The organism is Campylobacter sp. JMF_04 NA10 (assembly GCF_027737655.1).
In the GTDB taxonomy this organism is placed as follows: Bacteria; Campylobacterota; Campylobacteria; order Campylobacterales; family Campylobacteraceae; genus Campylobacter_B.
Map to the genome: position 1 here is coordinate 496,000 of NZ_JAOVTZ010000001.1, position 13,490 is coordinate 509,489.

A 13,490-nucleotide genomic window follows, 5' to 3' on the forward strand; every position below is an offset into this window, starting at 1 on the left:
AATTTTACTTTTTTTCAATTTCTACCACCAAGGTTTTTGCTGCCAAATCCTGCAAACTCTGACGAAATTTCGTCCAAAATGCAAACAAAAATCCGATATAAAATGCTGTTTCACTAACAAGCCTAACGCCCGATCTAAATGCGCAAACGCCAAAGCTAAGCCTCTCGTTTTCGTCCCTAGCGCTGATGACTTTTATTTTTAGGGCTAATTTTCCCAAAGTCGCGCCATAAAAATATACAAATATCGCGTGATATAAAAATTTCACCATTACTAGATAGGGCAAATACGGCGCGATTGCGTTATTTAGCGCCATTGGGTCGCTTCCGCTCATCTGTGAGGCCGCAAGCAAGGGCTCGGAAGCCACGCTAATGAGCATAAAGGTAAAAAGCACGCCCATAATCACCTCATCTAAAATAAAGGCGAAAATTCTCTTAGGAAGACTAGCTAACACCTACTTAGTCCCTAAGTGCCTGATATGCAATATCACTGCGGTGTTGAGAGCCTTCGAATTCTATATTTTTGACTAATTCATAGGCTAAATTTCGCGCTTCTCTGATATTATTAGCTACACCCACACTTACCAAAACTCTTCCGCCGTCTGCGTAAATTTCGCCGTTTTCTTCACTAACGCCAGCATAACAAATGTGAGTGTTAGCCGGAATTTTGCCTAAATTAATCTTTGTTTTTGGCGTAGATTTGTAAGGGTAGTTTTCGCTAGCACTTACGACGCCAACGGCAAATTTATCACGCAATTTAATTTCTGTTAGTTTGCCAGTAGCAGCATCGAGTAAAATTTGGCTTAAATTTCCGTCGATTAATGGCATCAAAACCTCACACTCAGGATCGCCAAATCTGACATTGTATTCGAGCACATACGGCACTCCGCCCACAATCATAAGCCCTACAAAAAGCACTCCGCAAAACGGATTGCCATCTTTTTTCATACCTCTTAGAGTCGGAGCTACGATTTCGTTTTCGACCCTTTTTATCAGTGCCTCATCCGCTAACGGGCTTGGAGCGTATGCGCCCATACCGCCTGTATTTGGGCCCTGATCGCGGTTTAGTAATCGTTTGTGATCTTGGGCTACTGGCAAAGAGACGAAATTATCCCCGTCGCAAATCGCAAAAAAGCTAAGCTCAAACCCGTCTAAATACTCCTCGACAACCACGGTTTTGCCAGCATCTCCGAAACTGCCTTTTAGCATTTCCCACGCCGCGTCTCTGGCCTCGTCGTGGTTTTGAGCGATTATTACGCCCTTGCCTGCGCAAAGCCCGTCGGCTTTGACTACGACTTTTTCATCTAGGGTGTGGATAAATTTAGAAATTTCCTCGAAATTATCGCTGTTTAAAAATCTAGCGGTGCGGATAGCGTTACGAGCCAAAAACTCCTTCATATAGGCTTTTGAGCCCTCTAAACGAGCCGCTGCTTTACTTGGTCCAAAAATCACTAGACCTTTTGATTTGAATACATCGACAATGCCCTTTGTAAGCGGATCTTCTGGGCCTACAATCGTCAAATCGATTTTGTTGTCTTTCGCAAAATTTGCAAGTTCCTCAAAAGTTTTCAAATCCAAATTTTCGCCAAGTGCGCTAGTCGCGCCATTTCCTGGGGCAAAATATAGATTTGAAACATTTTTATCCTCTTTTAGTCTAAGTGCGATAGCGTATTCTCTGCCACCACTGCCGATGATTAAAATTTTCAAGGTAAAACTCCGTGTAAAAATAGCCCAAGTGAGCGTTGCGTGAAAAAGATTCGGCCTAAAACAAAGCCAATCTTGCAACTAGGACAAGCCCTTAGGTCGCAACCCGTAAGCTCAGAGCCTCAAACCGAGCCGCGTCACACCGGCAAATCACATCGTCGCCTACTAAAATATGTTAGACCCTCATAAATAACGCTGGCGCATCACCCAGGCAAGCGAAATTATATGTTTTTTTGCCTTAAAATACAAGCAAACGCCAAATCCACACACGCTTTTATGCTTTGATTTTCGCTGATTATGGGCGTTGTAAATTTGGATAAAATTTTAGCCGTGCTATTTCCTATGCAAATCGCCTCATACGAGCTATCCCAGCCAAAATTTGAAATGAAGCTTTTCGCATTTAATGGCGAAGTAAAAATTATCACGGAATTTGTGGCTGGTTTTTGCGAAATGCTAGCTTTTTTGGGCGCGTTTTCATAGCCGATTATATGGGTTAATTTTACGCCATTTTCGTGCAAAATTTGGGGCAAATTCGACACTCTGTCTTTGGCGCTGATATAAAGTGCGGTTTTGCCATTTAAATGCGTGGCAATCTCACGCGCAAACTCGTCACCATGGGAGTTTTGCGCTACGAAAATATTTTTGTATCCCTGGGCTCTTATCTCGTCAGCGCACGCCTTGCCAATGGCGTAAATTTGGATATTTTCATCAAATTTAATGCCGTTAAATTCCAAAGATTTTACCCCGTTTTTCGAGGTAAAAATAAGTGCGTCAAATTTGGAATTTATGCTAAATTTATGAAATTTTATCTCGCATAAATTTAGCCAAATCACCCTCTCATCGTCAAATTTAGTGTTTGAAACTAAATAGAGCTGCTCTTCTCGCCCAGCCACTTTTGCACACTCGCGATCTGCGCTAGCACGCTAGAACTGCTAGCCCCGCCGAAAGATTTCCTAGCGTCCATCGAAGCTTTTAGCCCCAAAAATGCAAGCGCATCAGGCGTGATTCGCTCATCGACCAAGCGAAGCTCTTCCGCGCTCATTTGGCTTAGATCCTTGCCCGCTCTCTCTGCTGCGGCTACGCATTTTCCAGTGATGAAGTGCGCCTCGCGAAACGCCACGCCCTTTTCTCGCACCAAAAAATCCGCCAAATCAGTCGCGCTTAAATGGCCGCGCTCAGTCGCGCTTAGCATATTTTTTTTGTTAAATTTGGCTGTTTTTAGCATTTCATTTAGGATTGCAACACTCTCCAAAATAGCTTTTACGCTATCAAACACGCCCTCTTTATCCTCTTGCATGTCTTTGTTATACGCCAGAGCAAGACCCTTCATAACGGTTAAAAGCCCCATTAAATTTCCATAAGCCCTGCCAGTTTTGCCCCTGATTAGCTCGGCCACATCGGGGTTTTTCTTTTGTGGCATTATCGAGCTTCCAGTCGAATACGCGTCGCTTATAGTGATGAAGCCAAATTCGCTCGAACTCCACAAAATCAGCTCTTCGCACAGCCTTGAAGCATGCATGAAAAATAGGCTAATGTTAAATAAAATTTCAAGGGCGAAATCTCTATCACTCACACCGTCCATAGCATTTTCCATAGGGGCATAAAATCCAAGCGCACTAGCCGTAGCGTGGCGATTTATGCGGTGCGGGGTGCCTGCAAGCGCAGCCGAGCCAAGCGGGCTGAAATTTCCGCGCTCGAAGCTTGATACAAACCTTTCATAATCTCGCTTAAACATATAAATATAAGCTAGCAAATGAAAGGCTAGGCTTACAGGCTGGGCGTGTTGGAGGTGAGTGTAGCCCGGCATTAAAGCGTCTGTGTGGGAGTTTGAAATTTCGAGCAAGGTTTTGATTAAATTCAAAATTTGGACCGAAATTTCGCGATTTTTTCGCATTACAAAACGCCTGAAATCAAGGGCTACTTGATCGTTGCGAGAGCGCGCCGTATGGAGCTTGCCACCGATTTCTTTACCGATAATCTCGCTTAGGCGTTTTTCCACCGCCATGTGGATATCCTCATCGGCGATTTTCCACTCAAATTTCCCCTCATTAATCTCGGCTAAAATTTGCTCCAAACCAGATTTTATCGCGCTAGCTTCGTCTTTGGTGATGATTCCTGCATCGCCTAGCATGCTCGCATGAGCGATTGAGCCTGCGATATCGTCCTCGTAAAGCTCCCTATCGAACATAATCGAAGCGTTAAATCTCTCCAAAAGCTCGCTACTAGCCTCACTAAACCTACCTTCCCACATTTTTTTCATCAATAATCCTTAGAATAAATTTATAATTTTGCGTTTCAAACTAGAATTTTTTGGCTCGTCTGTTAGATACAATCTCACCACCCTGCCATTATCCGTGCTGATTTCGAGCTTGGCGCCCCGTTCGCCATTTACGCGCACCCTTAGCATATTTGTGGCGATATTTTGGATTTCGGGCTTGTCGATTGCGCCATTGTAGCTGGTTTTGTAGTTTTTGACCTCATCGTTGCAATCTTTTGGCGCAAAAAATATATCGTAAAATTTGCCGTTTTTTATGGCTAAATTCTCGCCACCACTGACTATAAAATAGTCATATTTTGGGGTTTGGGTAGTGAAATCCCAGCGAATTTTATCTTGCCTTTCGCCCTGCTTATAGCTAAATTCCGCCGTGTAAGTAGCGTCGAATTTAAACACTTCCTTGCTAAAAAGCGCGAATTGTTTGTCGTTAAAACGCCTATTTGGATCGCTTTTTTTATCCAAAATTTTAGTATCTTTAATCTCTGCTCCCTCGCTATCAAATAGCCTAAATTCGAGCATTTCCACAGGTTTGGCTTGGGGGTGAAATTCTATGCTAATAGGATTTGCTGTAATCGCGCACTCTGGCACAGGATCAGGAAGCTCGTGGCTAAAAAATGCAAGTGCTGGCTCTTTGTTTGGATAATGCGCGTAAAGCGTGGTATTTAACGATCTGGTGCGCTCGTAGTTTTCGTTTCGTATGGCAAGGCTTTTGTTTTTGCAAAGCCCTATGATAAATTTGCCGTCCCCACTCTGGCTCTTTCCGCCACCACAAATTTCCTCTAAATACTCATTTCCCATTTCATAGACATAGGCAGATTTTTCGCCCTGCTCGTAGTATCCCACGCCAAGAAGATTTGCGTCAAATGTCAAAAACCCAAAACGATGATAAATCGCGCTTAATAGCCCGTCGATTGAGGCTTTGATATCGTGGGCGTTGTAAGAGAGATTTTCTACAATCCCAGAGTTAAACCCTACCGCAAATGCGCGATCGCTTGGGGTTTTGCCGCTAAATTCAGCCCTTCCCTCGCTCTCATCATGGGTGATTTCATCGTTTGTAACGACATATTTGGCGTGATTTAGCGCAGCCTTATCTAAAAGCGAATTTGGCGCAAATGGGTTTAAATTCGAGCTTTGGCGGATATAGTTTATGTAGTTTATCGGCGTATCATAAAAAGAAAAACCGCTTTTACTAGGAAGCGGTTCTTTTAAATTCGCAGGCTCGCCTTTGCAACCCAAAAACAAGCCCGCAGTGCCTAACAAAAGCCAAATTTTAAGCTTTTGGGCCGGCTTTTGCATACTCTACGCCCTCTTTGACATCTTCGTAGCGTTTGAAATTTTCTACAAACATTTTCGCAAGTTTTTCACGAGTTTTTGCGTATTCGTCAGCATTTTCCCAAGTGTTGGCTGGATTTAGAAGTTTTGTCTCAACGCCTGCTAACTCTTTTGGAACGGCTAGATTAAATTTTTCAAAATTTTCAAATTCGCATTTTGTGATACTTCCATCAAGGATTGCATTTATACAAGCACGAGTGGCCTTTATGCTCATGCGTTTGCCAACGCCATAAGCTCCACCGCTCCAACCTGTATTTACTAGATATACATTTACGCCGTGTTTGTCGATTTTCTCGCCTAGAAGTTTTGCATAAACTGTCGGGTGAAGCGGCATAAACGGCTCACCAAAACAAGCGCTAAAAGTCGCCACAGGCTCGGTAATACCGCGTTCAGTTCCTGCGACTTTGGCAGTATATCCGCTTAGGAAATAATACATCGCTTGTTCTTTTGTAAGCTTCGCAACAGGCGGTAAAACGCCAAAAGCATCAGCGCTTAGGAAAATGATATTTTTTGGGTGTCCTGCACTTAGGCTTGGTTCGTGGTTTGCGATATGCTCGATTGGGTAGCTTACACGGGTATTTTCTGTCTTGCTACCATCGGCGTAATCAACCTTGCCGTTTGCGTCAGCTACGACATTTTCTAAAAGTGCGTTGCGTTTAATCGCACCATAAATTTCAGGCTCTGAGCTTGGATCGAGATTTATACATTTTGCGTAGCAACCGCCTTCAAAGTTAAACACACCTTCATCGTCCCAGCCATGCTCGTCATCGCCGATTAGCGCGCGGTTTGGATCGGTAGAGAGTGTAGTCTTGCCAGTGCCTGAAAGTCCGAAAAATAGCGCAGTGTCGCCGCCAGCTCCGACATTTGCTGAGCAGTGCATTGACATTTTGCCCTCTAATGGCAGCCAGTAATTCATCATAGAAAAAATTCCTTTTTTCATCTCGCCACCATACCATGTGCCACCGATAACTGCGACATTTTCCTCGACATTAAAGATTACAAAAACATCTGAGTTTAGCCCGTCTTTGGCGTAATCCTCATTTACGCATTTGCAAGCGTTATAAACCACGAAATCTGGGTGGAAATTTGCTAATTCATCATCGCTTGGGCGGATAAACATATTTTTTACAAAATGCGCTTGCCACGCTACTTCGGTTACGAAGCGCACGCTTTTACGGCTTTTTAGGCTAGCGCCACAATACGCGTCTTGGACATAGATTGATTTGTTTGAAAGCTGATTTTTGGCCTTTGCTAGAAGTTTATCAAAAAGCTCTTTGCTAATCGGTTGATTGATTTTGCCCCAGCTGATATATTTCGCGCTTGGATCTTGCTTTACAAAATACTTGTCTTTTGGGCTTCTACCTGTAAAAATGCCAGTATCGACCATAAAGGTGCCATTATCGCTTACCTTGCCCTCGTTTGCGCGTTTTTCGTGCTCGAAAAGCTCATCATAGCTAAGGTTATAAAAAATTTCTTTTTCACCGCTAATTCCTAGTTTTTCAAAATCATTTGGAATTCTCATCTTAAATCCTTTTTTAAAAAATTATAAATAAGTAATTATATCGAAATTTGATTAACCTTTATTAGGATTGTGGAATTTGAAGTAAATTTATCGTTTTTGTAAATTTAAAAAGGGGCGAAACCCGCTAAATTCCGCCCCTGTGGTAGTTAAATTTAAAAATTATTTTAAGTGAATTAGTGGCTCGTCGGCATCGACGCTTTGACCTTGGAATACCAAAATTTCAGCGACTTCGCCGTCTCTTGGGCTTTCGATGTTTATCTCCATTTTCATAGCTTCTAGCACGACCACGGTCTGACCAGCTATGACTTTTTCGCCAGGTTTGACCAAAATTTTAAAGACATTGCTTGGCAGGCTAGCCACGATATCATCGCTATTTGCAGTTGATTTCGCCTCAGTTTTGGCCTCGCTAGGCTCTGGCGCGCCAATGCTGACATTGTAGCTATCGCCATTTACTAAGACCTTATTTCCGCTAAATTCCACCGCATAGGCTTTGCCATTGACATTAATGTCAAATTTATCAGATTTTGCCTTTTTCTCACTGCTCTCGCTAGATTCTTTTGCTTCGTTTTTGCGGATCATTACCTTGCCCTCGCCTTTTAGGAAGGCAATGCCCTTTTCACGGCACGCAAGAGCGATAAAAATATTTTCCTCGCTTGGCTCGATATTTTCATCTTCTAGCTGTTTTTTGGCATAAGCAATACTCTTTGTCTCGTCCAAATCAGCCAAATCAACGGCATTTTTGGTAGTAGGCTCTAAGCCAAGCTGCTCGCTAGCTAATCTTACGACCTCGCTATCAGGGGCAACTGGGGTTTTGCCAAAGTATCCTAGCACCATTTTACCGTATCCCTCAGCGATTTTTTTCCACTCTCCAAACATTACATTATTAAATGCTTGTTGGAAATAAAATTGACTTACAGGCGTTACACTCGTGCCATAACCGCCCTTTTCGACGACTTCGCGCATAGCTTTGATGACAGAGGGGAATTTATCCATGATTTTGTTATCTCTCATCATTTGCGTATTTGCAGTTAGCGCACCGCCCGGCATAGGCGAAAATGGGATTATCGGGCTTACCATTGTCGCTTCTGGTGGCAAGAAATAATCCTTCAAACAATCCTCCAAAACCTCTTCGTATTTTAAAATTTCCTCAGCGTCAAAGCCAAAATCAAAATTTTGCCCCTTTGTCGCGTGTAAAATCGTCAAAATATCTGGTTGGCTAGTTCCTCCGCTGACTGGATAAGCAGCTAGATCGATTCCATCGACGCCTGCTGCTAGGGCTGCTTGATAGCAAGCCACGCTAACACCAGCTGTTTCATGGGTGTGAAGTCTGATATGAATATCGTTTCCTAGAAGTTTGCGCGCTCTTCTTACGGTCTCAAAAACCTTTTGTGGGCTTGAAGTTCCGCTAGCGTCTTTGAAACAAACGCTATCAAAAGGAATTCCGGCCTCTAAAATTTTGCGTAAAATTCCAGCATAAAATTCAGGATCATGCGCGCCAGAGCAACGAGGCGGTAAATCCATCATAGTAACGGTAATTTCGTGTTTTAAACCGTGCGCTTTGATACGCTCGCCACTATATTTTAAATTTTCGACATCGTTTAGGGCGTCAAAATTTCGAATAGTCGTAGTTCCGTGTTTGGCAAAGAGTTTGGCATGCATGTCTATCATTTCGCGCGAACCAGTATCAAGCGTAACGGTATTTACGCCTCTGGCTAGGGTTTGCAGGTTTGCCTCGTCTCCCACGGTTTCGCGGAATTTATCCATCATCGCAAACGCGTCTTCGTTTAGATAAAAATACAGACTCTGAAATCTAGCTCCACCGCCAAATTCAAAGTGTCTAATCCCAGCCTCTTTTGCCGCGCTCACTGCTGGCAAAAAGTCCTTCATCGCTACACGCGCACCAAAGACAGATTGGAAACCATCGCGAAATGTAGTGTCCATAACATCAATAAATTTTTTGCTCATGCTAACTCCTTTAAAATAATTCTAAATTCTACAATTTCTAGCCTAAAAAAGCTTTTAATCCAAAAATTTCTGGATAAATCGCAAGGGCGAAAAGAACTAAAATTTGAAGCCCGATAAACGGCAACACTCCACGATAAATGTCTGTCGTGCGCACTGATTTTGGCGCGACGCCTTTTAGGAAAAATATCGAAAATCCAAAAGGTGGCGTCATAAACGAAGTCTGTAAATTCACAGCGATAAGAATCGCAAACCAAACAGGATTTATATTCATCGCTTCGACTATCGGGAATAAAATCGGCAAAATGATATATGAAATTTCAACATAATCAAGGAAAAAACCCAAAATTATGATAACAATCATAGTTAGCGCGATAAATCCCCACTCTTTGCCAGGAAGCGCGTGCATGAAATCCTCCACGACATAATCCCCGCCCGTGTATGAAAAAATCATAGAAAATGCTGTTGCGCCCATTAAAATCATAAAAACCATGCCCGAAATTTTCACGCTTTGACGAAGTGCGTCGTAAAGCAAAGAAAATGAAAATGTGCGGTATAAAAATGACAAAATTATCGCGCCCACACAGCCCACTGATGAGCTTTCTGTCGGAGTTGCGATACCACCAAAGATTGATCCTAGCACTAGCAAAATCAGCACAAAAACAGGCACGACATTTTTTAGAGCATTAAAAATTTGGCGAGCTTTGGTTTCATCATCGATTTTAGGAAGCTCAGGCGCGCAGTCTTTTTTGGCATACGAGATTATGAGGATAAAAACTATATAAAGTCCCACCAAAACTAGCCCCGGCACGATAGCTGCGGAAAACAGCTCGCCTACTGATACCGAAAAAACATCGCCTAAAATAATCAGCACGATTGAGGGCGGAATAATCTGCCCAAGCGTGCCAGAAGCCGCGATAGTGCCAGTGGATAGGGCTTTGTCGTAGCCGTATTTCATCATCACAGGCAGGCTAATAATACCCATAGCGATCACGCTAGCGCCCACGATTCCAGTCGTAGCCGCCAAAAGCGCACCCACCAAAACCGTGCTAATCGCCACGCCACCGCGAACCCCGCCAAATAAAAACGCCATTGACTCCAAAAGCCTCTCAGCTAGGCGCGTTTTTTGTAAAATCATACCCATTAAAATAAAAAGCGGAACCGCGATTAGAAGCTGATTTTCCATAATCGAGTAAATTCGGTTTGGCATAAGAGAGAAAAACTGGTTGCTCATTTCGCTTATAGCCTCTGTAAAAACCTCGCTTCCCTCGGCGTATTCCCACGCCTCACTCACGCCGTAAATAAATCCAAAAATCACCGCCACAGCCCCAAATGTAAAGGCTACCGGAAATCCCAAAAGCAGCATAAAAAGCGCTGCGCCAAACATTATAATCCCTATCATCACACAGCCTTTGCACTAGAATTTTCGTCTAAAAATTCGCCGTGGTGGTTGTGGATTAACAAATTTATATTTTTTATCAAAAACCCAAACGAATAAATAAACAAAAAGACATAAGATAGGCTAATAAATGATTTGATTATCCATAAATTCGTTAATCCGCCTGGATTTGGGCTGGATTCTTTGCTCTCGTAGGCTTCGAGCGCGAAATCTAGCGAAAAATACGCCACGAGCGCCACAAATGGCAAGATAAAAAAGATTGTGCCTAAAATATTGATAATCGCCTTTGTTTTGGGGCGAAATTTTTCATATAGCACATCGACCCTGACATGGGAATTTTGCTGTAAAGTATAGGTCGAAGAGAACAAAAACATCGCCGAAAACAGCCACCAGCTAATCTCTTGCATAGCCACAGAATTCGCACTTGGAAAGAGATAGCGCGCAACGACATTGTAAAAAACGCAAAGGACTAAAAGGGCTAAAAAAACAATGCTAAAAAAACCTAAAATTTTCGCAAAACTATCGAAAATTTTTTCTAAAATTTGGAGATTTTTCCTCAAATTTGAACCTTTTTGTATTAAATTTCAAAATAAACTTGCGATTTTATCGAAATTTAGCGCAAAAAATAATAAAATAACGAGCAAAAAAGGATAAAAATGGATTTAAAATTTAACAATAAATATTCTCGCAAATTTCTGCTATTTTGCGCAGTTTGGGCGGGTTTGTGGGTTTGCTTTTCATACTGCTTTTTGCAAAATTTCTTGTTTATGTATCCTGAAATTTTCAGCGCTAGGCTTAGGTTTGATCTGTGCGTTTTAGCTCTGGGCGTGATTTTTGTGGCATTTAGCAAGGAGGGCCTAAGCGCGATTTGTGGGTATTTTTTGTGGTTTTATGGCGCGCTTGGGGGGCTAATTTGTGCGAAAAGCCTATCGTATCTGCACAAAGCAGTGCGCGCTAGTAGCGATATGGACGGCGTGATGAACTGCGCTGGGGCGAATAAATTTTTGAGTTTTGATTTAAATAGAATTTCGCTTTTTAAATCATATAATTCTTGCGCTTTTGATATACCCACACCGCCTGCAAATTTCGAAATCAGCGGTATGCGCGCGAATTTAATTAGCGCCTATAATGATGGCTGGTATCTTTTTGCAAGCTCAAAAAGCCTAAGTTTGCCTACGCTTTGGTTTATTGTATTTGGATTTTTTGCTTTTGTCTGTGTTTTGGGAGTGGTTTTGGGATTTATCAGGCGCAGGGGATAGCCCCTGCGTGAGTTATTGAACGATAATTAGCGCATCGGAGCTATACACATCTTCTAACGAAGACAATCCGCTCATCGCCCAGACCTTTTTGCATAGCCCTTCATAACCTTTTGTGAGAATTATTTGTTTCTCATTGACAATTTCGTAAGTAGCACAAACATCGTTTCTAATCTTAATCGGGTTTGTAACATTTGTCATCGTTGCGATAGAAGAAGAATAATGCGCTTGCGATGTGTAATACGCCATCAAATCGCTAAGAGATGTCGTGATATTATTCATCGTTTTTACCATCTCTGCGTCATCTCTGGTAGCAGCCAGTCTAGGGATAGCCACCGCCGCCAAGATACCCAAAATAACAATCACGAAAATCAATTCGATCATTGTAAAAGCCTGTTTCATTTTTTATCCTTTGATAAAAATTTTGCAGGCGTATTCTACCACAATCTATAAATTTTTCGCAAATTCTACCATTTTTGATAATAAATTTATTGTATTTGCATCGACGACGATGTAGTGGTTATTTATCAGACTTTTGCCGTTATACAGCGGAGCGACGCCTGTTTTGAGGTCGATTATCGCGCCGCCGCTTTGGTGGATTATAAAATCCCCAGCCGCGATATCCCACAGCGAACAATCGCTAAATCTACCATACGCACTCGCCCCATTTTCCGCCATTGCGCAAAATTTCAGCGCAGAGCCAAGCCTAGTAAATTCAAGCCCAAATTCCTCACAAAACGGCATATATTTTGAGCCTCTGCCATGATGACCTATCATAAAGGTCTTTGGCGAATTTGGTTTTCGCTCGATTTTTTCACCGTTTTTATACACGACGCCACCACCATTACTGCTATACACATCGCCACTTACAGGCGATGAAATCACCGACAAAATCGGCCTTCCGTCCTCTATCAGCGCGATACAAACGCAAAATTCACCATTTCGCGCGATGAATTCCTTCGTCCCATCAAGCGGATCGACTAGCCAAAACCTCTTCGCGCTCATGCGCTCATCTGCGCTCATCACGCTCTCTTCGGAGCAAATCGCAATCCCACTGGGTGCTAGCGTGCTTACAATCGCATCATTTGCAGCCAAATCCGCGGTTGTTAGCGGAGATTTGTCCTCTTTGACATAGACATCAAATTTCTCATAATGCTCCATAATCGCCTTGTTTGCGCGCTTTGCCGCAACCACGGCTAAATTCAAAAGTTCATCTTTATTCATTTTCGCCTCCAAAAATAAGCGGTAAGAAATTGTTGTAATCGTAGAATTGAAAGATTTTGTATTTTAGCACAACAAAGCTTTAAAAAAGCTAGATTAAATTTTAAGGGCAAAATTTATAAAATTTTTGCAAATTCAAGGGGCAAAAATGGAAATTTTAGAGAATTTGCGAAATTTAAGCGATGAAAAATACGCCAAATTTAGCGCGAAAATTCTGCCAGGAGCGCGAATTTTGGGCGTGAAAATGCCACATTTACGCGCGCTTGCAAAGCAGGTTTTGCACGAGCAAAGCGAGGGTGCAATTTTAGAATTTATCCGCGCCAAGGGCGAATTTAGCGAAGAAATGACATTAAAGGCGATTTTGATAAATTCGCTAAAAATCAGCGAAAAAAATCGCATAAATTTGGCACGAGATTTTATCCCTCGTATCACAAACTGGGGCGTTTGCGATACATTTTGCGCCAAACGCAAAAACGATTTAGAGCTTTGGCGGAAATTTACGCTTGGGTTTATGGAGGCTAGGGGCGAGTTTGAGAAGCGGTTTTTTTATGTAAATTTGCTGGTAAATTTCGTAAATTCGCGGGATTTGGCGCTTTTGATAGATACTGCGCGCGCTGAACGAAGCGAGAAATACTATGTCCAAATGGGAGCAGCGTGGGCGCTGTGCGAATTCGCCGTGAAATTTGAGAGTGAAATTTATGAGTTTTTGCAGGGGTATGAAAACGAAAAAATCAAAAATCTTGCGATTAAAAAAATTTGCGAAAGTTTGCGATTTAGCAATGAAAGTAAGGCGAAATTTAGAGCATTAAAAAGTTAGGTTGCA

General features: G+C 42.4%; 13 protein-coding genes. 2 read left to right on the top strand and 11 right to left on the bottom strand.

Annotated features, from left to right (window positions below; all coding sequences use genetic code 11):
* Positions 1-4 precede the first annotated feature (4 nt).
* The 9 genes from OFO12_RS02595 to OFO12_RS02635 form a co-directional block, all read right to left on the bottom strand.
* Entirely contained in the window at positions 5-451 is a 447-nt protein-coding gene (locus tag OFO12_RS02595; RefSeq protein ID WP_270867896.1) for an RDD family protein, read from the bottom strand.
* A 4-nt stretch (positions 452-455) separates the two neighbouring features.
* Positions 456-1,703: a phosphoribosylamine--glycine ligase gene (gene purD / locus OFO12_RS02600; RefSeq protein WP_270869359.1), complete on the bottom strand. Its 1,248-nt coding sequence runs from the start codon at positions 1,701-1,703 to the stop codon at positions 456-458.
* Positions 1,704-1,921: 218 nt separating this feature from the next.
* Complete coding sequence (locus OFO12_RS02605) at positions 1,922-2,593, bottom strand: uroporphyrinogen-III synthase (RefSeq protein ID WP_270869360.1); 672 nt, start codon at positions 2,591-2,593, stop codon at positions 1,922-1,924.
* Positions 2,563-3,960 (bottom strand): argininosuccinate lyase, encoded by a 1,398-nt coding sequence (gene argH, locus OFO12_RS02610; RefSeq protein ID WP_270869361.1) that lies wholly within the window; start codon positions 3,958-3,960, stop codon positions 2,563-2,565. Before argH ends, OFO12_RS02605 begins: the two co-directional genes overlap by 31 nt.
* A 9-nt stretch (positions 3,961-3,969) precedes the next feature.
* Complete coding sequence (locus OFO12_RS02615) at positions 3,970-5,271, bottom strand: CAP domain-containing protein (protein WP_270869362.1); 1,302 nt, start codon at positions 5,269-5,271, stop codon at positions 3,970-3,972.
* Positions 5,246-6,829, bottom strand: coding sequence for a phosphoenolpyruvate carboxykinase (ATP) (gene pckA, locus OFO12_RS02620; RefSeq protein ID WP_270867891.1), 1,584 nt, complete (start codon positions 6,827-6,829; stop codon positions 5,246-5,248). Before pckA ends, OFO12_RS02615 begins: the two co-directional genes overlap by 26 nt.
* A 159-nt stretch (positions 6,830-6,988) precedes the next feature.
* Positions 6,989-8,794, bottom strand: coding sequence for a biotin/lipoyl-containing protein (locus OFO12_RS02625; protein WP_270869363.1), 1,806 nt, complete (start codon positions 8,792-8,794; stop codon positions 6,989-6,991).
* 37 nt (positions 8,795-8,831) lie between these two features.
* The gene (locus OFO12_RS02630) at positions 8,832-10,193 is read right to left on the bottom strand and encodes a TRAP transporter large permease (protein ID WP_270858552.1); all 1,362 of its coding nucleotides are present in this window, start codon (positions 10,191-10,193) and stop codon (positions 8,832-8,834) included.
* Positions 10,193-10,750, bottom strand: a complete 558-nt coding sequence (locus tag OFO12_RS02635; RefSeq protein WP_270867888.1) for a TRAP transporter small permease subunit — start codon at positions 10,748-10,750, stop codon at positions 10,193-10,195. The genes OFO12_RS02630 and OFO12_RS02635 overlap by 1 nt, the downstream gene beginning before the upstream one ends.
* A gap of 96 nt (positions 10,751-10,846) precedes the next feature.
* Between OFO12_RS02635 and OFO12_RS02640 the strand changes: the two genes are divergently transcribed.
* Positions 10,847-11,449: a hypothetical protein gene (locus OFO12_RS02640; RefSeq protein WP_270869364.1), complete on the top strand. Its 603-nt coding sequence runs from the start codon at positions 10,847-10,849 to the stop codon at positions 11,447-11,449.
* A gap of 12 nt (positions 11,450-11,461) precedes the next feature.
* Here OFO12_RS02640 and OFO12_RS02645 read toward each other — a convergent pair whose 3' ends face one another.
* Positions 11,462-11,848 (bottom strand): type II secretion system protein, encoded by a 387-nt coding sequence (locus OFO12_RS02645; RefSeq protein ID WP_270869365.1) that lies wholly within the window; start codon positions 11,846-11,848, stop codon positions 11,462-11,464.
* A 45-nt stretch (positions 11,849-11,893) separates the two neighbouring features.
* Positions 11,894-12,670 (bottom strand): 3'(2'),5'-bisphosphate nucleotidase CysQ family protein, encoded by a 777-nt coding sequence (locus OFO12_RS02650; RefSeq protein WP_270869366.1) that lies wholly within the window; start codon positions 12,668-12,670, stop codon positions 11,894-11,896.
* 145 nt (positions 12,671-12,815) lie between these two features.
* Here OFO12_RS02650 and OFO12_RS02655 point away from each other — a divergent pair, with 145 nt between their 5' ends.
* Positions 12,816-13,484, top strand: a complete 669-nt coding sequence (locus OFO12_RS02655; RefSeq protein ID WP_270869367.1) for a DNA alkylation repair protein — start codon at positions 12,816-12,818, stop codon at positions 13,482-13,484.
* Positions 13,485-13,490: the final 6 nt, after the last annotated feature.